Origin of the sequence: Faecalibacterium sp. OF04-11AC, assembly GCF_003460645.1 — a bacterium.
GTDB classification, from domain to species: domain Bacteria; phylum Bacillota; class Clostridia; order Oscillospirales; family Ruminococcaceae; genus Faecalibacterium; species Faecalibacterium prausnitzii_I.
This window is the reverse complement of record NZ_QTVP01000018.1, coordinates 26,321-49,262: the sequence shown is the minus strand read 5'-3', so window position 1 is coordinate 49,262 and position 22,942 is coordinate 26,321. Positions and strand designations below refer to the sequence as shown.

Annotated in this window: 17 protein-coding genes, 1 other RNA gene and 2 pseudogenes; 19 read left to right on the top strand and 1 reads right to left on the bottom strand. The window is 60.6% G+C overall.

Going from position 1 to position 22,942, the window contains the following annotated elements; all coding sequences use genetic code 11:
• From DXA70_RS14520 to DXA70_RS09400, 16 genes and pseudogenes are all read left to right on the top strand, one after another.
• Positions 1–478, top strand: a pseudogene (locus tag DXA70_RS14520) (DNA polymerase III subunit gamma/tau); the annotation flags it as partial.
• Positions 479–504: 26 nt separating this feature from the next.
• A pseudogene (locus DXA70_RS09470) lies at positions 505–842 on the top strand (YbaB/EbfC family nucleoid-associated protein).
• 16 nt (positions 843–858) lie between these two features.
• Positions 859–1,458 carry a recombination mediator RecR gene (gene recR / locus DXA70_RS09465; protein ID WP_022257765.1) on the top strand — a complete coding sequence of 200 codons (600 nt, stop codon included), beginning with the start codon at positions 859–861 and terminating at the stop codon, positions 1,456–1,458.
• A gap of 114 nt (positions 1,459–1,572) precedes the next feature.
• Positions 1,573–2,055, top strand: a complete 483-nt coding sequence (gene smpB, locus DXA70_RS09460; RefSeq protein ID WP_022257764.1) for an SsrA-binding protein SmpB — start codon at positions 1,573–1,575, stop codon at positions 2,053–2,055.
• Positions 2,056–2,123: 68 nt separating this feature from the next.
• Positions 2,124–2,472: a transfer-messenger RNA gene (gene ssrA / locus DXA70_RS09455) on the top strand.
• 201 nt (positions 2,473–2,673) lie between these two features.
• Positions 2,674–4,785 carry a nucleoside-diphosphate sugar epimerase gene (locus DXA70_RS09450; protein WP_128118307.1) on the top strand — a complete coding sequence of 704 codons (2,112 nt, stop codon included), beginning with the start codon at positions 2,674–2,676 and terminating at the stop codon, positions 4,783–4,785.
• A 4-nt stretch (positions 4,786–4,789) separates the two neighbouring features.
• Positions 4,790–5,701 carry a hypothetical protein gene (locus DXA70_RS09445; RefSeq protein WP_128118306.1) on the top strand — a complete coding sequence of 304 codons (912 nt, stop codon included), beginning with the start codon at positions 4,790–4,792 and terminating at the stop codon, positions 5,699–5,701.
• Complete coding sequence (locus DXA70_RS09440) at positions 5,701–7,473, top strand: DUF2194 domain-containing protein (RefSeq protein WP_243001278.1); 1,773 nt, start codon at positions 5,701–5,703, stop codon at positions 7,471–7,473. The genes DXA70_RS09445 and DXA70_RS09440 overlap by 1 nt, the downstream gene beginning before the upstream one ends.
• Before the next feature lie 93 nt (positions 7,474–7,566).
• Positions 7,567–8,982, top strand: coding sequence for a GT4 family glycosyltransferase PelF (pelF, locus tag DXA70_RS09435; RefSeq protein ID WP_112147796.1), 1,416 nt, complete (start codon positions 7,567–7,569; stop codon positions 8,980–8,982).
• A 3-nt stretch (positions 8,983–8,985) separates the two neighbouring features.
• Positions 8,986–10,476 (top strand): exopolysaccharide Pel transporter PelG, encoded by a 1,491-nt coding sequence (pelG, locus tag DXA70_RS09430; protein ID WP_128118305.1) that lies wholly within the window; start codon positions 8,986–8,988, stop codon positions 10,474–10,476.
• A gap of 147 nt (positions 10,477–10,623) precedes the next feature.
• Positions 10,624–12,276 (top strand): CotH kinase family protein, encoded by a 1,653-nt coding sequence (locus DXA70_RS09425; RefSeq protein WP_243001277.1) that lies wholly within the window; start codon positions 10,624–10,626, stop codon positions 12,274–12,276.
• A complete protein-coding gene (locus DXA70_RS09420; protein ID WP_128118303.1) occupies positions 12,266–13,057 on the top strand; it encodes a polyphosphate polymerase domain-containing protein in 792 nt (263 codons plus the stop codon). Before DXA70_RS09425 ends, DXA70_RS09420 begins: the two co-directional genes overlap by 11 nt.
• A gap of 22 nt (positions 13,058–13,079) precedes the next feature.
• Positions 13,080–13,745: a DUF4956 domain-containing protein gene (locus tag DXA70_RS09415; RefSeq protein WP_128118302.1), complete on the top strand. Its 666-nt coding sequence runs from the start codon at positions 13,080–13,082 to the stop codon at positions 13,743–13,745.
• A complete protein-coding gene (locus DXA70_RS09410; protein WP_158565151.1) occupies positions 13,738–15,081 on the top strand; it encodes a DUF4832 domain-containing protein in 1,344 nt (447 codons plus the stop codon). The genes DXA70_RS09415 and DXA70_RS09410 overlap by 8 nt, the downstream gene beginning before the upstream one ends.
• Before the next feature lie 62 nt (positions 15,082–15,143).
• Positions 15,144–16,859, top strand: a complete 1,716-nt coding sequence (locus DXA70_RS09405; RefSeq protein WP_128118300.1) for a PASTA domain-containing protein — start codon at positions 15,144–15,146, stop codon at positions 16,857–16,859.
• Positions 16,860–16,903: 44 nt separating this feature from the next.
• Positions 16,904–18,112 (top strand): GNAT family N-acetyltransferase, encoded by a 1,209-nt coding sequence (locus DXA70_RS09400; protein ID WP_112114733.1) that lies wholly within the window; start codon positions 16,904–16,906, stop codon positions 18,110–18,112.
• A gap of 127 nt (positions 18,113–18,239) precedes the next feature.
• Here the strand turns inward: DXA70_RS09400 and DXA70_RS09395 are convergent, their stop codons facing one another.
• Entirely contained in the window at positions 18,240–19,085 is an 846-nt protein-coding gene (locus tag DXA70_RS09395) for a MurR/RpiR family transcriptional regulator (RefSeq protein ID WP_128118299.1), read from the bottom strand.
• A 455-nt stretch (positions 19,086–19,540) separates the two neighbouring features.
• On the opposite strand from DXA70_RS09395, the gene DXA70_RS09390 reads away from it, so the two are divergent.
• The 3 genes from DXA70_RS09390 to DXA70_RS09380 all read left to right on the top strand — a co-directional run bounded on the left by DXA70_RS09390 (position 19,541) and on the right by DXA70_RS09380 (position 22,929).
• On the top strand, positions 19,541–20,905 hold the full coding sequence (locus tag DXA70_RS09390; RefSeq protein ID WP_128118298.1) for an extracellular solute-binding protein: 1,365 nt from the start codon (positions 19,541–19,543) through the stop codon (positions 20,903–20,905).
• A 114-nt stretch (positions 20,906–21,019) separates the two neighbouring features.
• Complete coding sequence (locus DXA70_RS09385; RefSeq protein WP_181566960.1) at positions 21,020–21,946, top strand: sugar ABC transporter permease; 927 nt, start codon at positions 21,020–21,022, stop codon at positions 21,944–21,946.
• Positions 21,947–21,960: 14 nt separating this feature from the next.
• Positions 21,961–22,929 carry a carbohydrate ABC transporter permease gene (locus DXA70_RS09380; protein ID WP_112114736.1) on the top strand — a complete coding sequence of 323 codons (969 nt, stop codon included), beginning with the start codon at positions 21,961–21,963 and terminating at the stop codon, positions 22,927–22,929.
• The last annotated feature ends 13 nt before the right edge of the window (positions 22,930–22,942 follow it).

Below are 22,942 nucleotides of genomic sequence, written 5' to 3'. Positions count from 1 at the left end.
CGCCGCCCATGCCGCTGGCCGAACCGGTTCCGGAACCGCCCGCAACGCCTGCCCCGCTCCCATGCCGCAGCAGCCGAAAGCGGACTGCGCGGCAGATCCCGCCCTTGACCGGCCCCGCAAGGTGGCGGCTGCCGGCATCAATCCCTTTGACAAATGGAGCGAGGTCATCCATCTGTTACAGGAAAAAGACCCCATGCTCTATACCTACCTGAAAAAATCCAAGGCTTACTTTGATGGTACCCGGGTGCTGATCGACGGCGGTAAGACGTTCCGCGATTTCATCCGGGCCAACAAGGACAGCCAGAAGCTCATCAAAAAGCTGATCGCCCAGGTGTCCGGTGTGGCAGTGCCCATCGGCCCCTATGAGCCCAAAGTGGCAGGGAAGACCGCCTCCAATGCGGAGGAGTCCCTGCACAAGCTGGAGCAGTTGGGGCTCGATGTCTCCATTGAGGACACCGATCGCAAGAAAAAAGCATAAAATAACATTTTAAAGGAGAAATTATCATGAAAGCAAGAATGCCCGCAGGCTTTGGCCGCCCCGATGTGAACGCCTGATGCGTCAGGCTCAGAAGATGCAGGAGGATATGAAGGCGAAGCAGGCTGAGCTGGAAGCTGCCGAGTACACCGGCAGCGCCTCCGGTGAGATGGTCACCGTCAAGATGAATGGCAAGCACGAGGTGCTGTCCATCACGATCAAGCCCGAGGCCGTGGATCCGGACGACATTGAGATGCTGGAAGACCTGGTGGCGGCTGCCATCAACGCCACTGTCAAGCAGGTGGACGAGACCGCGGAAGCCGAGATGGGCAAGCTGACCGGCGGCATGAACATCCCCGGCCTCTGATCCGGGAGGGAACGCAATGGGTTACAATGCAGCCCCGCTGGAAAAGCTGATCGAAGAGTTCAGCAAGTTCCCGGGTATTGGCCGCAAGGGTGCCACCCGGATGGCCTATCAGGTGCTGAGCATGTCGGATGCGGACGCCGCCGCCCTGGCGGGTGCCATCCAGAACGCCCACACCAAGCTCCATCGCTGCCGCGTCTGCCAGAACTACACCGAGGCAGAGCTCTGCCCCATCTGCGCCAGCGCCAAGCGGGACCGCTCGGTCATCTGCGTGGTGGAGACCCCCCGGGACGTGCAGGCCTTTGAGCGCACCCGGGAATACCACGGCCTGTATCATGTCCTGCACGGCCTCATCAGCCCCATGGACGGCATCGGCGTGGAGCAGCTCAGCGTCAAGGAGCTGCTGGCCCGCCTGGGCGACGGCACGGTGAAAGAGGTCATCATGGCCATGAACCCCACCGTGGAGGGCGAGGCCACCGCCATGTACCTGGCCAAGCTCATCAAGCCCATGGGCATCAAGACCACCCGGCTGGCCTACGGCCTGCCGGTGGGCGCCAGCCTGGAGTACACCGATGAGACCACCCTGTACCGGGCCCTCTCTGGCCGCGGGGAACTGTAAGGCACGGAAAATTTGGGAAAGTGTTACACTTTCTTCAAAATCCGCCCTTGCAAAACCGTGGGAATATGATATACTACAAAAACGAAGCCAGACCAGAAGAAAGGAGGCGCACCCATGGCACCGACGAAAGAACGTCCGGCAACCAAGACCATTGCCACCAACCGTGAGGCGCGCCACGAGTATTTTGTGATGGAAGCGCTGGAGACCGGCGTGGAGCTCAAGGGCACTGAGGTCAAGAGCTTACGGGCCGGAGGCGTCAACCTGAAAGACAGCTGGGTCGATATCGAAGACGGCGAGCTGCTGGTCAAGGGAATGCACATCACTCCCTACGACCACGGCAACATCTTCAATCAGGACCCGCTGCGGGTGCGGCGTCTGCTGGCGCACAAGAACGAGATCCGGCGGCTGCACCAGCAGTGCAAGCTGCAGGGGTACACCCTGGTACCGCTCTCGCTTTACTTCAAGCATGGCCGCGTGAAGATGGAAGTGGGCCTATGCAAGGGCAAAAAGCTCTACGACAAGCGCGCCGACGCCGCCCAGCGGGACGCCAAGCGTTCCATTGACCGGGCGGTCAAATCCAACGGCCAGTATTACTAAACTTTTTCAGGCAGCTTTTCCTGCCAGGAACATTCGCTTTATCAGCACGCCGCAAGGTGTGCTTTTATGGGGGCGTAAAGGTTTCGACGGGGGGAGGGAGGCCTGGGCAGCGGGTAGCAGCGGGGGAACTGCTCTATAACTCCTCCAAAAATTAACTGACAACAATAATTATCAGTTGCTCGCAGCCTGAGTGCTGCGCGTTCCGCCCACTCTTGTGTCGTGTGGGGCCGGGGCGTCCTTTAGACACAGCACCTGAACGGACTTAAGCTTTGCGGACCGGCAGGAACTCATGAAGCTACCAAAGCGTTAGCCTGACGATCGGCGTGACGCGGCGGGAATGTTGTAGATCGCCTGCACCCGGAGACACCTGCGCTGAGCTCTTTTCGGACATGGGTTCGACTCCCATCGCCTCCACCAAATGAAAAATCCCTCTGAGCATTTGCTCAGGGGGATTTTTTCATCTGGCGGCCAACGGGGAAAATCTGCTCGGCTGCCCGGGTTTGGCAGTTGAAATCCCACTGCCGCAGTGGTAAAATTCTTCTAGTAAGTTTTTTGCAAGAAACAAACTTTTGTCTTTGAACAGCCCGCTCTCCACACAGCGGACGAGGAGAAGAGAAGATGGAGATATTATTGACAGGCTATACGGCATTTCTGACCCAGGAGTGGATCGAGACGGCGTTCCCTGACGACCATGTGCTGACCACCCACACCAAGAGCGAAGCACTGCTGGACACCCGGGTGAAGACCGTCACCCTGGACGGCAAGCAGCTGCTGGCCCAGATCAACGAGACCTACCAGTTTGACCGCATCGTCTATTTTTCAGAGTACCTGCTGCCCCACGGCGAGCAGGAGGGCGAGCTGGACCGGCTGCGCTGGGTGCTGCAGGCCTGCCGTGAGCGGGAAGTGCAGCTGTTGTACTTTTCGGGCCCGATGGCCGCTCTGACACCCCCCTCCGGCAAATCGCTGCTGGCAAACGCGGCGGAGGAGCTCTGCTTCCATTATGCCAAGACCAGCAAAATTCAGGTCAAGGTGTTCCGGCTGCCTTATCTCTACGCCGTCTCAGAGAGCGGCACGGAGCAGTTTGCCCGCCTGTTTGAGCAGATGTCCACCGGCACGGTGCAGATGGATGAGCAGGCGGCCCAGCCCCTGCTTGCCCTCTGCATGGAGGAACTGGCCGACCTGACCGCCCGGGTGTTTGATACCTGGACGCCGGAGCCGGAGCGGTTCCTGCTGCCGCAGGTGTTCGACGCCACCCAGCGGCAGGTGGGCGAGGTGCTGCAAAAGCTGCAGCCCGGGCTGGAAGTGTGCTACGGCGCCGACACCCTCCAGACGTACCCCACCGACGACCGCACGGTCCGCCGCCGGTACGGCTGGTTCCAGCGGTACAGTCTGCTGGACGACCTGCCCGCCATCTACAAGCTCTGGCAGGCCCGCCAGACCGAAAAAAAGAGCGTCGTCCACCGCGCCATGGACAAACTCCGCCAGAGCACCCGGCTGCTCCGCATCGTGGAGATATTAGCCGCATGGCTCCTCTCGGAAGTGCTGGTACGGGCCACCGGCACCGACGCCCAGTTCCAGATGATCGATTTCCGGCTGATGTTCGTCATGCTCATCGGCACGGTGTACGGCCTCAACGCGGGTGTGCTGGCTGCCGTGCTGGCCTCCGTCTCGCTGGCGGCAGGGTATCTGCGGCAGGGGACAACCCTGATGCTGCTGTTCTATGAGCCCTCCAACTGGTTGGCGTTCATCGTCTACTTTGTGGTGGGCGCCTCCTGCGGCTATGTGCAGCTGCGCAACACCGAGGCCGCCCGCTTTGTGCGGGAGGAAAACAACCTCCTGCGCGACCGGCTCCGGTTCACCCAGCGGCTGTATCAGGATACTTTGGAAGACAAACAGATGTTCCGCCGCCAGATCTTAGGCCGCCGGGACAGTTTTGGCAAAATTTATACCGTGACCCAGCAGCTGGATATGCTGCAGCCGCAGGAAATCTACCGCAAGACCGTCCAGGTGATGGAGGACGTGCTGGAAAACCACAGCCTGACCATCTACCGGCTGGAACAAAACCACACCTTTGCCCGCCTGACCGCCGCCAGCGCCGGGCTGGAGCCTGCCCCGGCCCATTCCATCGAGGTGGCCCGGCGGCTGGATGTCCTCCGGGGCATTGAGCAGGAGGGTCTGTGGGTGAACCGGGAGCTCAGGCCCGGCCTGCCCATGTACGCGGCAGGCGTGCGGCAGAACGGCACCCTCGTGGTGCTCATTGGTCTGCGGACGGCCACCGAGGAGCAGATGACTCTCTATTACCAGAACCTTTTCCGCATCCTCTGCGGGCTGGTGGAAACAGCGCTGGTGCGTGCCTTTGAGTACGAGAACGCCGTGCGGGAGAGCTGGTATCTGCCCGGTACCTGCCTGCTGCGGCCTGCCGTGTTTGCGCAGAAGCTGGAATCCGCCTGCACCTTGCAGGAAGATAAAATGGCCCACCACCTTCTGCTGCGGGTGACGGGCGAGTTCAAGAACCAGGCCGAGCTCAACGCCCGGGTGGAGCGCTCCATCCGCAGCACCGATGTGGCCGGCGTGGGCTCGGACAACGCGATCTACCTGCTGATGAATCAGGCGGAGGAAGCAAACCTGCCCCTGCTGACCAAGCGCATGGGAGAGAAAGGTCTGCATGTCATCTCCGTGCCGCTGGACGAGCAGCTGCGGCTGGTGAGCGCCGCCAAACAGGAGGTGTAGTGAGATGGGGAGCGGATTCTGGGTTGGTCTGCTGTTTTTGGTGCTGCATCTGGCTCTGTGCGGGGCCCTCTGGCTGCTGGCCCGCTCCCGGGCGCTGGAAGTGGAGGGGTATTTCCTCCCGGTGGCGCTGCTGGTGCCGGTGTGGGGGCCTTTGTGCGTGGTGCTGCTCCACACCTCCCACCGGCTCACGGGCGGGCAGCTGCTCGACCAGACATTGAAGAAATTGCGCATCAACGAAGAAATCTACAAAAATATCCTCGTGGTGGAAAACGAGGAGAAAGATACCGTCGTCCCGCTGGAAGAGGCCCTGCTGGTGAACAGCCCCGCCCAGAAGCGGAAGCTCATCCTCTCGGTGCTCACGGACGACCCCGCAGGTTACTACGACCTGCTGCAGCAGGCCCGGATGGACGACGACAGCGAGGTGGTACACTATGCCTCCACTGCACTGGCGCAAATTTCCAAAGAGGCCGACCTGAAGCTCCAGCAGCAGGAGCAGCGCTATGCCGCCGCCCCCGGCGACGCCAAGGTGCTGGAAGAATACTGCGATTATCTGGAAAGCTATCTGGACGGCGGCTTTGTGCAGGGCAAGGCGGCGGAGATTCAGCGCCACCAGCTGGAGCAGCTGCTCAAAAAGCGGCTGGATGCCCTGGGACGCCGCAGCTACACGCTGGAATGCAAGCTGGCAGCCAGCCCGGCTGGCCCTTGCCGAGTACGACCGGGCCGAGGCCACGCTGGACGCGCTGACGGCCCGCTGGCCCCAGCGGGAAACGCCCTGGCTGCTCCACCTGCGGATGGCGGCTGCCTGCGGGATGGTGCGGCCATCCAGAAAACACTGCATGACATCGAGGAAAAGGAGGTCTACCTCAGCGCAAAGGGCCGCGAGACGGTGCGGTTCTGGCAGGGGAAGAACGCGTGATGAAACACAAATTGCATTCCTGGCTGGATGCGTTCCGCTGGCGGAAACTGCTCCTCATCTGGGCCGTGTTCCTGGCCATGGCGGCCATCCTGTTTGCGGAGCGCAGCGGCATCCGGTACGCCTCCACCCAATTTAAAATTGATTATCTCCCCCGCACGGAGGTCAAGCCCGCCTCCATCGCCATGTTCGGCCAACCCGTCACCTGCCTGCTGCTCTACGACTCCGGGCAGGAGGGTACCGACCAGGTTAAGGAGCAGTTCGACCAGATCCTGCTGGACATGAAAGTGGGTACCCAGGCGGTAGATGTGCGCACCACGGCCCTGACCAGCCTGCCGGAGTTCAGCCAGTATCAGACCGTGGTGGTCCTCATGAGCAACCTGGACGCCCTGGGCAAGCGCCTCATCGACCTGATGAACTGGGTGCAGAACGGCGGAAGTGTGCTCTTCGCCATGACACCGGACAAAACGACATATTTCGATGCAATTTCACAAAAGCTGGGTGTCCAGTCCTCTGCATGGGAGTATAAGATGGCGGAAAGCATCGTCCCATCGGAAGACTTTATGCTGGGCGGCGGGCAGCGGTATGAGCTCAGTGACCCGTTCGAGTCTGCCCTCAGTGTCAGCCTCCGGGAGGATACCACCGTGTATGCCCGCACCGGGGACAAGGGCGTCCCGCTGGTGTGGGAGCATTCCAGCGGCTCCGGCCGGGTGGTGGTGGATAACATCGGCATCTATAATAAGGTGCTGCGGGGCGTGTACGCGGCCTCCTACAGCCTGCTGTGCGACGCCACGGCCTACCCCGTCATCAACGGGGCGGTGTTCTACCTGGACGATTTCCCCTCCCCGGTGCCGGGCGGCGATGGCACCTATATCCGCCGGGATTACAGCATGAGCACTGCGGATTTTTACTCCAAAGTCTGGTGGCCGGACCTGATGAAGCTGGCCCAGAAATACTCCATCCGCTTTACCGGCGTCATGATCGAAAACTACGAGGATGACACGGTGGATGCCCCCACCCGCCAGCCGGACACCCAGCAGTTCCGCTATTTTGGCAGCCTGCTGCTGCGGCAGGGCGGGGAAGTGGGCTACCACGGCTACAACCACCAGCCGCTGGTGCTGCCCGATACCGATTATAAAGACCTCTACAGCTACCGCCAGTGGCCCGGCGAGGACGCCATCGTGGCCGCCATGGACGAGCTGATCGCGTTCCAGAAGACCGTGCTGCCCCATACGAATGGCAGCGTTTATGTGCCGCCCTCCAACATTCTCTCGGCTGCCGGGCGGCAGGTGCTGGGCAGCAAAGTGCCGCAGATCCGCACCATTGCCAGCACCTATTTTGAGGATGGCACGGACCTGCCCTATGTGCAGGAGTTCGGTGTGGCCAGCGACGGCATGGTGGAACAGCCCCGCATCGTCTCTGGCGGCATGGTGGGGGATACCTACATGCGGCTGGCTGCCATGAACGAGCTGAACATGCACTACGTCAGCACCCACTTCATGCACCCGGACGACCTGCTGGACGTGGACCGCGGCGCGGAAGAGGGCTGGGAGGTGTACAAGGGCGGCTTTGAGGATTACCTCAAATGGCTCTCCGCCGCTGCCCCCGACCTGCGCAAGCAGACCGGCACCGAGTGTGCCGGTGCGATCCAGCGGTACAGCCAGCTCACCGTCACCACCGAGAGCACCCCCACGGAGTGGACGCTTACCCTCGGCAATTTTGTGGACGAGGGGTGGCTGTTCTTCCGGGCCAATGAAGGCACCCCGGCCGGGTGACGGGCGGCGAGCTCACCAACCTGACGGGAAACCTCTACCTGCTCAAAGCCAACGCCGACACCATCCACATTGAAAAGAAAGGGGCGTGAGACCATGCGCATTTGTCTGGTGCTGGAGGGCTCCTACCCCTATGTCCACGGCGGCGTGTCCACCTGGATGCACGCTTATATCCAGGCTATGCCCCGGCAGGAGTTCTCCCTCTGGGTCATCGGGGCCAAAGCGGAAGACCGGGGCAAGTTCGTGTATGAGCTGCCCCCCAACGTGAAAGAGGTGGAGGAAGTCTTTCTGGACGACGCCCTCCGCCTCCATGGCGAGCAGCAGCCGGTCCTTTTTCATGAGGCCGAGCGCGCCGCCCTGCGGGAGCTGGTGCGGCTGGGCCACCCGGACTGGGATGTGCTGTTCCGCCTGTTCCAGCAAAAAGGCGTCCACCCGCTCTCCTTTTTGCAGAGTAGGGATTTCATGGAGCTGTTCACCGATATCTGCCTCAAGGAGTACCCCTATGTGGCCTATGCCGACGCGTTCCACACCATGCGCTCCATGCTGCTGCCGGTGCTCTATCTGCTCACGGGCCGGGTGCCCAAAGCGGATGTCTACCACGCCATCTCCACGGGCTACGGCGGCCTGCTGGCCTGCCTGGGCGGCAGCCTGAACCACGCCCCCGTCCTCCTCACCGAGCACGGCATCTACACCCGGGAGCGGGAGGAGGAGATCATCCGGGCCGAGTGGGTGGTGCCCTCGTTCAAGAGCCGCTGGATCCGGTTCTTCTATATGTTATCGGAAGAAATTTACCGGCGGGCGTTCCGGGTCAGCAGCCTGTTCTACAACGCCCGCCGCACCCAGATCGAGATGGGCTGCGACGGGGCTAAGTGCATCGTCATCCCCAACGGCGTCCAGTATCAGCGGTTCTGCGATATCCCGCTGAAAGAAGAGGACGGCTGGGTGGACATCGGCGCGGTAGTGCGTCTGGCCCCCATCAAGGACGTCAAGACCATGATCTACGCCTTCTTTGAGCTGGCCTCCCGGGTACCCAACGTCCGTCTCCACATCATGGGCGGCGTGGACGATGAGGGTTACGCCAACGAGTGCTATGCGCTGGTGGAGCAATTGCAGATCAAAAATCTGCTCTTCACCGGCCGTGTGGACGTGGTGCAGTATATGCAGAAACTGGATTTCACCATCCTCACCAGCATCTCGGAGGGGCAGCCACTCTCGGTGCTGGAATCCATGGCGGCCCGCCGCCCCTGCGTGACCACCGAGGTGGGCTGCTGCCGGGAGCTGCTGGAGGGCGCTCCCGGGGACACCTTTGGCATTGCGGGCTACTGCGTGCCGCCCATGTACCGCCAGGGCCTGGCCGACGCCATGGAAAAGATGTGCGCCAGCCGTGCCCGCCGGGAGGAGATGGGCCGCATTGGACAGAGACGAGTGGACGCCTACTTCCACCACGAGCAGATGCTGGCCAACTACCAGAAAATGTACGACGAAACCGCAAAAGAGTATCACTTGGAGTAACACATGGCAGGAATTGGATTTGAACTGAAAAAGCTGTTCCGCCGCAAAGGCCTGTTTGCCTCCCTGCGGGCCTACGGGTACGCGGGCATCATCTGCACCGGGCCCATGCTGCTGGGCGTGGCGCTCCAGCTGGGCATCCTGCTGCTCTGCGGCTGGGTGGGGGCCGAGCGGGCTCAGCAGGACTTACTCGTCTGCATGATCACCTATACGCTGCTGTTCTCCCTTACCGTCACCAGCTTTTTCTCCATGCCGGTGACACGGTATCTGGCCGATATGCTGTATGAGGAACAGGAGCAGACCATCCTGCCCTCGTTCTGGGGCTCTTCCAGCCTGATGCTGGTGCTGGGGTGCAGCCTGTACGGGCTGTTTCTCCTTGTCTCAGGGGCCACCCTGCTGCAGGGGCTGCTCTGCCTGTGGCTCTTCGCGGAGATGATCGTGAACTGGAACGGCATGAGCTACCTCACGGCCATCAAGGATTACCGGGGCATCCTCTGCTCGTTTTTAGCGGCCATCGGGCTGGCGTTCGGGCTGGGGCTGGTACTGGTGGTCCTGCTGGGCTTCCCGGTGCTGGAGGGGATGCTCTTTGCCGTGGCCATGGGCTACGGCCTGATGATGGTCTGGGACGTGATGCTGCTCTACCGCTATTTCCCCCAGAGCGATGAAAGCCCCTGGACGTTTCTGAAATGGGTGGATGAATTCCTGCCTCTGGCGTTCACCGGCCTGTGCACCAACATTGGTCTGTTTGCCCACCTCGTCATCTGCTGGGTGGGGCCGGTGGGCGTGCAGGTCAAGGGCCTGTTCTACGGGGCACCCTATTACGATGTCCCGGCCCTCATCGCCTTTTTGACCATCCTCATCACCAGCATCAACTTTGTGGTGTCGGTGGAGGTCAACTTCTACCCCAAGTACCGGGATTACTACAGCCTCTTCAACGATGGCGGCGTCGTGGGCGACATCGTCACCGCCGAGGAGGAGATGCTGGCCGTCCTCAACCGGGAGCTCCGGTTCACGGCCCTCAAGCAGCTCTTTGTCACGGCGGCGGTCCTCTCGCTGGAGGGGACGCTGCTGGACTTGCTGCCCCTGGGCTTCAACGACCTGATGCACGGCTATTTCCGCACCCTCTGCGTGGGGTACGGCCTCTACGCCGTGGGCAACACCATCCTGATGATTTTGCTCTACTTCACGGACTACCGCGGCGCGGTCACGGCCGCCGCCGTGTTTGCGGTGTCCGCCAGCGGATTCACGGCCCTGTCCATGGCGTTCAACACCGCGTTCTACGGCTTCGGCTTCCTCATCGGGGCTGCGCTGTTCTATCTGGTCACGCTGCTCCGGCTGGACGCCTTTACGGCCAACCTGCCGTATCGGGTCCTGGGCCAGCAGCCCATCGTGGCCGAGACCAGGGCCGGGCGGTTCACCCGGCTGGGCCTGTTTCTGGAAACCAGATCGGCAGCGCGTGCAAAACACGCCGCCGGAGAGGAGAGAGAAGATGAATAAAAATGCTTTGATCCCCCGGCGCAAAGTGCTGGGGCTGGGGGTGGCGCTGGCCGGGCTCTGTGCGGCTGCGCCGTGCTGCCCGATGCCGGCAGTGCAGAGAGCGCCGCCGGTTCACAGGCAGCGTCTGGGAATAAAGCAGCTGACAAGGTGGAAAAGGCACCGCGGACCGAGCTCAACGGCGTCCACCTGCGGGATAACCCGGAGCTCTACACCGTTTACGACGACAGCGGCGTGGTGACCATGTACCTCACCGTGAGCCGGGGCAACGACAGCGAGAACACCAACCACAGCTGGGCCCAGGTCAACCACTACTCCGCCTATGATTACGAGGCCATGGGCGTGCCCCGCTATCAGGTCAACGCCCTTTTGCAGGTGGGCGACGAGAACGGCCCCCTGCCCGGGGAGCTGGGCTATGGGGTAGAGGCCCCCAACGCCACGGTGCAGATCCGCGGCCAGACCTCCAGCCGGAACGCCCAGAAAAACTATAAGATCGAGCTCAAAAAGAACAAGGGAAGCTGGCGGGGCCAGCGCACCATCGCCCTCAACAAGCACATGGGCGAGGGCCTGCGCTTCCGCAACAAAATGGCCTACGACCTCATCAAGGGCATCGACCAGATGATGGGCCTGCGGACCCAGTTCGTCCACCTCTATGTCAAGGACCTCACCGACAGTGATACCGGTGCCTTTGTGGACTACGGCCTGTACACCCAGGTGGAGCAGCTGAATAAAACGGCCCTGAAAGCCCATGGGCTGGACTCCACGGGCCAGCTGTACAAGATCAACTCCTTTGAGTTCTACCGGAATGAAGATATTATCCGCCTCACGACGGACCCTGCCTATGACCAGACGGCCTTTGAGCGGCTCATGGAGATCAAGGGCAACAGCGACCACTCCAAGCTCATTGAGATGCTGGACGTCCTCAACGATGAATCTTCCTCCATGGATGAGGAAGTGTTTGCCCGGTATTTTGACCCCGAGAATATTGCCTACTGGCTGGCGTTCCAACTGTTGACGGGCAACACCGATACCCAGAGCCGGAATGTTTACCTCTACAGTCCCCAGAACTCCGACTGCTGGTATCTGCTGGACTGGGACAACGACGGTATGCTCCGCCGCAAGGAGCGGGAGATCATCCAGTTTTCGGATTCCGAGAGCTGGGAGCGGGGCGTGAGCAACTACTGGGGCAATGTGCTGTTCCGCCGCTGCCTCCAGACCGAGAGCTTCCGCCAGCTGCTGGACACCGCCATGGACGAGCTCTATGCCTACATGAACCAGGACCGCATTGAGTCCATGCTGGCGCACTACCGCGGCGTTACCGAGGAATATGTCTGGAGGATGCCGGATCGGCTCTATGTTCCCATCACCCATGAGCAATATGAGGAGGTGCTGGAAAGCATCTGGCCCGAGATCGACGAAGACTACGATTACTACTGGGAGAGCTACCACAAACCCATGCCGTTCTATATCGGCACGCCTTCTCTTCAGAATGGAGTGCTGCAGCTCAGCTGGGACACCTCTTATGATTTCAATGCCGAGGACATCTCCTACACCGTGGAGCTGGCCCGGGATTATCAGTTCCGGCAGATGGTCTACCGGGAAGAACACGTCGTTCTGCCCATGACCCAGACGGCCGCCCCCGCCGCGGGCCAGTATTTCATCCGGGTGCGGGCCACCAACGCCTCCGGCTACACCCAGGACGCCTTTGATTATTATGTCATCGACAGCGGCAAGGTGTATGGCGTCAAGTGCTTCTACATCCAGCCGGACGGTACCGTGGTGGAGGATACCTATGAAGAATGATGCCGCACTCTGGCAGCGGGGCATGGAGTGGGGCAAAGAGCTGCTGGCCCCGCCGCCCCGCAGCCATGCCGAGGCTTACCGCCACGAGCTGAAGTACCTCATCTCCTACGCCGACAAGGCCGAGCTGGCCGTGCGGATGGCCCCGGTGCTCCACCTGGACCCTCACGCGAAGCAGGGCGGGTACTTCATCCGCAGCCTCTACTTTGACGATTACTGGAACACCGCCTACGCGGAGAAAGACGCGGGCGTCCTCCTGCGCAAGAAGTACCGCGTCCGCATCTATCATTGCAGCGACAGGAGCATCAAGCTGGAGCGGAAGAAAAAGTTCGGCAGCTGGATCTACAAAGAAGCCGCCCCTCTGACCCGGGCGGAGTTTGAGCGGATCCTGGCCGGGGACTATGACTTTTTGCTCCACAGCCCCCACCGCCTGTGTCAGGAGTTCTATACCGAGTGTGTCAGCAATGTCCTCCGGCCCCGGGTCATCGTGGATTACGACCGGGAACCCTGGATTTTAGATGCCGGCACCGTGCGGGTCACGTTCGACATGGGCGTCCGGGCCGCCGTGGGCAGCTGGGACATCTTTGACCCCACGCTGCCCACCCTGCCGGTGCTGGAGCCGGGCAAGCTGGTGCTGGAAGTCAAGTTCACCGAGTTTCTGCCCCAGATCGTGCGGGATCTCCTCCCGCCCCGGGCGCAGGAGCTGACCGCCGTCTCCAAATATGTGCTGTGCTGCGATAAAACTGCCTACCAGCATGGCTTTACCTACTGGAACGAACCCTGAGGGAAAGGAATCAAATCGCTTTATGAGCACAAAAGACTTTATCAAGAAATCCGTCCTGAACGCCTTTACCCAGTACGACGCGCCCAAGCTGGCCGTGGCGCTGCTGGCGGCGCTGGCGCTGGGCATCCTCATCTATCTGGTCTACCGCAAGTTCTACACGGGCGTGGTCTACTCCCGCAGCTTTGCAGTCACGCTGGTGGGCATGTGCGTGCTTACCTGCATGGTCACGCTGGCCATCAGCACCAACGTGGTCATCTCCCTTGGTATGGTGGGTGCGTTGTCCATCGTCCGCTTCCGCACTGCCGTCAAGGACCCGCTGGACCTGCTCTACCTGTTCTGGTCCATCACCACGGGCATCACGGCAGGCGCGGGCATGTACGCGCTGGGGCTGGTCACGGCTGTTGTCATGATCGGCATGATCTACCTCTTCTCCCACTGGCAGGCCAAAGGCCGGGTGTACATCGCCGTTATCCACTATGCGGGCATGGAGGCCGGGGACAACATCGTCCGGGCGCTGGGCCGCATCAAGTTCGTCGTCAAATCCAAGACCATGCGGGGCGAGAACACCGAGATGGCCGTAGAGGTCTTCTGCAATGACCCCAACGTGGAGTTTGCAGACCGCGTCCGGGCCGTGGAAGGAGTGCAGGATGTCACACTCATCCAGTACAACGGGGAGTACCATGGTTGAATTGGCCAGCCTGCTGGCCGCAGGGCTTTTCCTGCTGGGAATGGGAGGCTCCATGCTGAAAAACGCCGCGACACAGCAGACTAGGATTTACACGCCGGACGAAAGCGCGTTCCCCAACGCGCAGATCGGCTATGCCCCCATGACCGACAGCGCCTATGCCCAGGATTCCCTCCTGCGGTATGTGGAGCTGCGCTGGCGGGAGGTGGAGCCCCAGGAGGGCGTTTACGCCTGGGATGCTCTGGACGCCCAATACGGCTTCCGTGACCTGCGGGCCCGGGGCATCCATCTGGTGGTCCGCTTCGTCTGCGATGTGCCGGGGCAGGAGAGCCACATGGACATCCCGGACTGGCTCTACGCCCAGACCGGCGATGGCAGCTGGTACAGCACCGATTACGGCAAGGGCTACTCCCCGGATTACAACAATGCCACGTTCCGGGCCGCCCACCGCCGGGTGCTTGCCGCCCTGGGCGAGCACTTTGGCAACGACGGCTTTGTCACTTATGTGGAGCTGGGGAGCCTGGGCCACTGGGGCGAGTGGCACATCAAGACCGGGGAGGGGCTGGTCCCCATGCCCGGCGAGGCCATCCGGGACGAATACGTCGCGGACTATGAGGCCGCGTTCCCCACGGCAAAGCTGCTCATGCGGCGGCCATTCAACATCACGGCGGCCCACGGCCTGGGCGTTTACAACGATATGACCGGCCACGGGAAAGACACTGCCGAGTGGCTGGGCTGGCTGCAGAACGGCGGCTGGTACGGCGAGGAACCGAATGCACTTACCCCCATGCCCGTGTTCTGGCAGAACGCTCCCGTGGGTGGCGAGTTCACCAGCTCCATCCCCATGAAGACGATGCTCCGCAGCCAGCTCTCCCGGACCGTGGAGCTGGTGCAGCAGTCCCACATGAGCTTCCTCGGCCCCAAGGTGGCGGAGGAAACGTACCGCGGCGGATACAATGCGGTGCTCAAAAACCTGGGCTACCGCCTCCGGGTCACTCAGCTCACCCTCACCCCGGGCCCGGGCGGCACCACGGTCGCTTTGACGATCCGGAATGACGGAAACGCGCCGTTTTACTGGGACTGGAGCACGAACCTGTATCTGGAAGACGCGGCAGGGAATACCCTGTGCACCCTCCCGCTGGGTCTGAGCCTGCCGGAGCTTCTGCCCGGGCAGGAGCAGACGGTCTCCGTCACGCTGGAGGGGGTGCGGCTCTCCCTCTCTGGGAAAAACGGCGGCCAGAGGCTCACCCTCGGCATCGTGGACCCCATGACCGGCCGCGACGCCGTCCGCTTCGCCATGAAGACCAAAATCCGCAACGGCCGGGCGGTGCTCATTTGATTTCCCATCCGCGATATGCTACAATAAAAGGCACTACAACACGCCGCAAAGGGGGAACCACCATGGACGCAAAACGGATATGCCCGTACTGTATGCAGGAGCTGGACACACCGGAACCGGTCTGCCCTCACTGCGGGCGGAGCCTGACCGGACGCAACCCGTCGGGCAGCCTCCCGGTGGGCACCGTGCTGGCCGGGCGGTACACCGTGGGCGAGATCCAGAGCATCGACGGTGAGGGCATCCTTTACCGGGGCGTGGAGAACAAGGGCCGCTTCCGGGTCACCGTCAAGGAGTATATGCCCCTGACGCTGGCCGCCGAGCGGGGCCGGGACTGCTATTTGCGCCCCAAACCCGGCAGCGAGGTGCTGTTCAAGACCACCCGGATGGACTTTGCGGACCTCTACCACGCCATCCAGCGCATCACCCCGGCCAACGGCCTGGAAGCCGTGCTGGACGTGTTTGAAGAGAACAATACCGTCTACGCCGTGATGGAGAACCCCGGCGGACGGCCCCTGCAGAAATGGCTGGAAGATCACCCCGGCCCCGTGGAGCCTGCCGCTGCCTGTGCCATGCTGCAGCCCGTGTTTGAGGGCGTGGCGGCCATGCACGAGGTGGGGCTGGTGCACCGGGGCATCTGTCCGGCCAACATCCGGGTGCTGGACAATGGCCGGGCCCGGCTGACGGGCTACGCCACCGTGGGCCTGCGCACGGCCGGAAGCGGCCTCCACGAGCAGCTGTACGAGGGCTTCTCGGCCCCGGAGCAATACTCCACCGCCGAGTTTGAGGGCCGCTATACCGATGAATACAGCCTTGCCGCCGTCTTTTATCGGATGGTCTGCGGCCTGAGCCCGGTGCCCGCCGCCCAGCGGCTGGTGTCGGACTCCAACCCCAAAGCCCGCACCGTCAACCCGGCCCTGCCGGTCTACCTCTCGGACGTTTTGCAGTACGGCCTGCGGCTCAAGCCGGTGGAGCGCATCCAGACCGTGCCCCAGCTGTTCAAGGCCCTGTCCTCTCAGGAGTACACCCAGGAGCTGGCCCGCACCATGAAGCCCGAGACCGCCCCGGCGGCAAAAGACCCCGGGGATGACACCCACCTGCTCAGCCTGCGCAACCTGCTGGCGGCCATCCTGATCTTGCTGGCTGTGCTCACCCTGCTCGCGGTCTGGGGCTTTGTGAGTACCCACCTGCCGGAACAGGGGGCTTCGTCCGTCACCACGCCCGAGAGCGTGCCGGAGGAGCCCAGCATCACCGAGCCCGCCAATCTGGTGCCCGATTTCGTGGGGCTGGATTATGACGCTCAGGTGCGGAACAACCGCAGCTATGTGGGCGATTATCTCTTCTATGTCACGCTGGAATACAGCGACACCGTGGCCGAGGGCAAGATCATCCGGCAGGAGCCCGCGGCAGGGGAGCTGCTGGAAGAGGGCGGCACCATCAGCCTGGTGGTAAGCAAGGGCCCCGAGATGATCGAGATGCCCAATGTCATCGGCTTTACCCAGGAGGGAGCCGTGAAAGAGCTGGAGAGCAGGGGCTTGGTGCCCAGCTGCTTCATGGTGGTCAACGACGGCTCCTATGCGTCGGGATGCGTCGTTTCCTGCAGCGCCGAAGCGGGTACCAGCGTGGAGGCCGGGAGTGTCATCGTGGTGTATATTGCCGCGGACCCCAGCGTGGAGAATGTCCCGGCCACCCCGGAGCAGCCCGCAGCCTCCGATAACACCGACACCGCCGACGGCAGCGGGGAAGCCCCCGCCGACTCCGTTGAATACGACACGGACTGAGTAAAATACGGGAAAGTGAAAGAACGAAAAGAGGCAATCATTCCATGAACTCCGCAGAGCATTACACCACGCGCTATCTGGAAACGGACGACCTGGATCAGTATAACGCCCTGCTCCGCTACACCTTTCAGGTGACGGAGGAGGAACTGACGGCTACAGGCTGGAAAGACGATGAGATCAAGCAGTCCAAATTCCCGGTGCTGGAACGCGCCGATGTGCTGGGCTGTTTTGACGGCGATACCCTCGTCTCCCAGTTCGCGGTCTACCCGCTGAAAATGAACATCTACGATGAAGTCTACCACGTCGGCTTCGTCACCAGTGTCTGCACCTACCCGGAGTACACCGGGCAGGGCATCATGAAAAAGTTGATGATCCAGGGCCTGACCCGGATGTATGAGGAGGGCAAGACGTTTGCGCTGCTCTACCCCTACTCCATCCCGCTGTATCATCACCTCGGGTGGGAAATCGTCTCCAATAAAATTTCGTTCAACATCAAGGACCGGCAGATCCCCACCAAAGTCCAGGCCCCGGGCTATGTCCGCCGGGTAGCGTGGGATAACACCGATTTCCATGAGCTCCATTCCCACTTTGCCTCTGTCACCCACGGGTGCCTGTTCCGCAATAACCTGGCCTGGGAGGAATACTGGCGCTGGGATGAGGACGACACCAACGTGGCCGTCTACTACAACATGAAAGATAAGCCCTGCGGCTATATGGTCTACCTCATCAAGAACGATATCATGCATATCAAGGAGATGATCTACCTCAACCGCGAGGCACAGAAAGGCCTGTGGGAGTATATCCACGCCCACGACTCCATGATCGACGAGGTGCATGGCAATACTTACTTTAGTGAACCCATCGCTTTCGAGATGGACGACGGCGACATCAAGGAGAGCATCCGCCCCTACGCGATGGGCCGCATCGTGGATGTGGAGAGCTTTTTGGAAGATTATCCCTGCGACCCCGATGGCGGCGAGCTCTGCATCGACCTGGAAATCGAGGACACCCTGCTGCCCTGGAATAACCGGACGTTCACCGTCCGCTTTGCCGATGGTCACTGCAAGGTAGTGAATGCCCCGGCGGAGTATAAGCTGAAAATGGGCATCGGTACCCTCTCCACCCTGTTGCTGGGTTATAAGACCGCCGACCGTCTCTATGAGCTGGAGCGCATCGAGGGCAGGGAAGAGGCCGCCGAGCGCCTGGACGACGTGCTCTTCCACAAAATTCCGTATATTTCGGATTACATTTGATTGTTACGCGGTATCATAAAAAGAAAAAACTTCCGAACTGGAACGGTCACGTTCCGGCATTCGGAAGTTTTTTTCGTAAGGGGAAACCTCTCAGTCTCGCATTCGCTCGACCGCTCCCTGGCGCGATTTACAACAATTTCATCGCCACGGCTTCACTGGTGCGGTCCTGTGCCGTGTTGGCGGTCTCGGGGTCGTCCATCATGTAGCGCAGCAGCAGCACCTCGCCGACGTAGAGCACCGCCACCTTGATGGGGATGCTGCCGGAGTCCAGCGGGCTCTCCTGCGCCCCGCACAGCAGCACTACATCCGCCAATGCCGCGCCGGGGGAGTCCTCGTAGTGGGTCAGTAAAATGATTTTGGCTCCGGCGTCCTTGGCCGTGCGCAAGGTCTCCATCATGTCGCGGGTGGCACCGGAGTAGGAAACGAAGAGCACCACGTCCTCCGGGCCCATCAGGCTGGCTGTCAGTAATTGCAAATGACTGTCGCCCGCCGTCCGGAACTTGGTGGAAAGGCTGGAAAAGCGGGCGCAGATGTCGTTGGCCAGTAACATGCTGCCGCCCTGCCCTAAACAGAATACCTGCTTTGCCGCCCGCATCAGGTTGACCGCTTCGTCCACAGCCTCGGTGGAAAGGGCGTTCTGAGTGCCGTTGATGGCTGTCATAAAAAGGGCGTGGGCATGGTCGCAGAGGGTGGCCGTGGTGGCCCCGGGCTGCAGCTCCTGATGGTTGACCATGCTGCCAGTGGCGTTGGCCTGGGCCAGGGCAATGCGCATCTCGTGGTAGCCCTCAAAGCCCAGTGCCCGGCAAAAGCGGAAGACCGTGGCCTCGGCCACATTGCACTCCTTGGCGAGGGAAGAGATGGAGAGGTACTGCGCTTCGTCGGCGTGCTGGAGCAGATAATCCGCTACCGCCCGGCCGGACTTGGTCAGCTCGTCCTGCCGCTGGTGCAGCAGATCCCAAAAGTTGATCGACATGATTTGATTACTCCTTATAAAGCAGGGGAGCCGGGCTCCCGCTGCACTGTTCTTACACCTGTTCCATAAAAAGTATAAAAGAATTCCGCCCGGTTTACAAGTGGGGCTTTGCCCACAAATGTGCCCGGTTTTCTGTGCAGAGCATCCAAAAAATTGTGAAGAGTGATACTTATTCATGAAAAAGTCTTTCAAATTGACTGAAAAATAATTTTCATACCCCGTGAACGAGATGAAACTGAAATGGTTACAAAATAAAAACAATTGGGGACAAAACTGGACAAAATGCTAAAAAACAGGATGTATCCCAGAAAGTTGTGCGAGATGCACAAGAAAATAATTTTTTAATTAGACAAGCGGCTAATGGACAAAATGAAAATTATTTTCTATAATAAGGCCAATGAACAACGGCCCGCCGCACGAGGGGCCGCACCGTGATAAAATAAGGAGAAACTGTTATGAAAAAAAGTATCTCTCGCCGCTCTTTCCTGAAAGCTGTTGGCGCGCTCAGCGCGGCAGGCGCTCTGGCCGCATGCGGCGGTTCTTCTACCAGCACAGCTGCTTCCACCGCTTCTTCCGCTGCCCCGGCTGCCTCTTCCGAGGCTTCCGGCAGCGCTGCCGCCAGCATCAAGCTGTGGACATACCCCATCGGCGGCTGGGGCAAGGATGAGACCGTTCAGGAGATCATCGCCAGCTTCAACGCCAAGTACCCCGATATCAAGGTCACCGTGGAGTATCTGGATTACACCAACGGCGACGACCAGGTCAACACCGCCATCGAGGGCGGCAGCGCGCCCGACCTCATCATGGAAGGCCCCGAGCGTCTGGTGGCCAACTGGGGTGCCAAGGGCGTCATGGCTCCGCTGAACGACCTGTGGACCGACGATGCCAAGAAAGACATCTATGAGTCTGTAGAATCCGCCTGCAAGAACGACGCCGGTGATTACTACGAGTATCCCCTGTGCATGACCGCACACTGCATGGCTGTCAACATGACCAAAGTGAAGGAAGTGGGCGCGGACAAGTACATCAACACCGATACCCACACCTGGAGCACCGATGACTTCCTGGCTACCGTGGATGCTCTGTACAAGGGCGGCTACGAGAACGTGGCAGCCATCTACTGCAGCGGCCAGGGCGGCGACCAGGGCACCCGCGCCATCATCAACAACATGTACGGCGGCACCTTTACCGATGCGGCCCACACCAAGTACACTGCGGATTCCGCTGAGAACATCAAGGCCATCCAGGCTCTGCACGACGCCGACGGCATCAACTTTGACGCTTCCATCAACGGCGGCGAAGAGATCACCCTCTTCCGCAACGGAACCCTGCAGATGGCGTTCTGCTGGAACATTGCCCAGCAGCTCAACACCGACAACAACGACGCCGGCCTGACCAACAGCGGCGATGAGATCTTCCCCATGGCATTCCCCACCGCAAGCGGCGACCCGAAGCTCTGCGGCGGTATCTGGGGCTTTGGCATCTTCAATAACGGCGATGACGCCAAGATCGAAGCAGCCAAGACCTTTATCGACTTCATCGCGGCCGACCCCGATCAGGTGGGTGCAAGCGTTCTGGCTTCCACTTACTTCCCGGTCCGTGCAAGCGTGGGCGACATCTACGCCGGCAACGAGATCATGAGCGAGTATAGCAAGTTCATGAACTACCTGGGCGATTACTACCAGATCACCCCGGGCTGGGCAACCGCCCGTACCGAGTGGTGGAACATGCTCCAGCGTGTTGGCACCGGTGAGGATGTGACCACTGCCGTCAAGACGTTCTGCGACAACGCCAATGCAGCCGCTGCTGCCGAGGCATAACGAGCCTGCCTGAGGGCAGATCAAGGTAAACTTTGTGCCCCTCCCTCGAACATCCCGGCGAGGGAGGGGCATTTTGTGTAAGAAACCGGTGCACATGCCGGAAAGAAAGGTTTGGTGATTTTTTTGGCAGCAAAGACTGTAAAGATCGAAGAGCCAAAACGCAGCAGCGCACTGGTCCGGCAGGAGACCATTGCCTCCTACCTGTTCCTGCTACCCAGCCTGATCTTCTTCCTGGGGTTCGTCATCTATCCCATGGTGCTCTGCGTGGTCACAAGCTTCTTTGACTCCACCATGAACCGTGCCGATGTTTTCGTGGGCCTGGCAAACTATAAAGAACTGTTCAGTGACCCCGTCTTCATTGGCGCGCTCAAAAATACGTTCATCATCGTCATCGTCTCGGTGCCCGTCACCTGCGCGTTCTCGCTGTGGGTGTCCTCCGCCATCGTAGACCTGCCGGAGTGGGCCACCAGCCTCTTCCGCTGCGTGTTCTACCTGCCGGTGGTCACCGGCTCCGTGGCCGTTACCGTGGTGTGGAAGTGGATGTACAACAACTACTACGGCATCTTCAACTACCTGGGCAAAGCCGTCGGCCTCATTGATAAGAACATCAACTGGCTGGGCGATGAAAAATACGCCCTGGGCTGCATCATCCTCATCCTGCTCACCACCTCGGTGGGCCAGCCCATCGTCCTGTATGTCTCCGCCCTGGGCAACGTCGATCAGTCCATCGTGGAAGCGGCGGAGGTGGACGGCGCGAACGATTTCCAGGCGTTCTGGAAGATCAAGTGGCCCGCCATCATGCCCACCACCCTGTACATCCTGGTCATCACCACCATCAACTCGTTCCAGTGCTTTGCGCTGATCCAGCTGCTGACGTCCGGCGGCCCCAACCACAGCACCGATACCATCATGTACTACATCTACTACACCGCGTTCAAGCTCTACCGCTACGGCTACGGCAACGCCATGGGCGTGGTGCTGGCGGTCATCATTGCCATCCTGTCGGCGGTCCAGTTCAAGCTGGGCAACCAGGATAATTAAAGGAGGTGCCGGAAATGAGTGCAACTGCAAAAAAGCAAAAGCCCTTAAAGCGTCACCCCAGCAAACTCAAGCGGATGAGCGCCTACATGATCCTTGCCATCATCCTCATCAGCATCATGGCGGTGCTGTTCGCGTTCCCGCTGTACTGGATCATCACCGGCTCGTTCAAAACGGGCGCGGCCATCAACTCCACCACCCCGGAGTGGTGGCCCAGTGAGTGGGTGCTCACCAACTACCAGAAACTGTTTGCGGGCAAAAGCGCTCCGCTGTGGCAGCTGGCCGTGCCGTTCGGCAGCCGTTTCAGCGCCGACGGCGAGCCCATCTACTTCTCGGTCGGCCCCACCGTCCCGGCGGCCATCCGCTGGATGGTCAACACCGTCTTCATGGCGGTCGTCTCCATGATCCTCACCTGTGCAACGGCTGCCATGGCAGGCTATGCACTGGCCAAGAAGCGCTTCGTGGGCCGCAAGCTGCTGTTCACCCTCATCGTCTGCGCCATGGCTCTGCCCAAGCAGGTCATCCTGATCCCCCTGCTGCGCGAGATGAGCTCCCTCAACCTGTATAACACCATCTGGGCGGTCATTTTCCCCATCGTCGGCTGGCCTTTCGGTGTCTTCCTGATGAAGCAGTTCAGTGAGGGCATCCCCACCGAGATGCTGGAAGCGGCCCGCATCGATGGCGCCAGCGAGGCCAAGACCTTTATCAGCATCGTGCTGCCTATGGTCAAGCCGGGCATCGGCGCGCTGGCCATCTTCACGTTCATCAACAGCTGGAACGACTACTTCATGCAGCTGATCATGCTGTCCAGCACCAGCAACCTGACCATCTCGCTGGGCATTGCTAAGCTGCAGGCGGAAAACAGCACCGACTTCGGCCTGATCATGGCCGGTGCCGCGCTGGCCGCTGTGCCCATCATCATCATCTTCCTCATCTTCCAGAAATACTTTACCAAGGGCATCGCAATGGGTGCCGTTAAGGGATAAAAAGGAGAAGAAA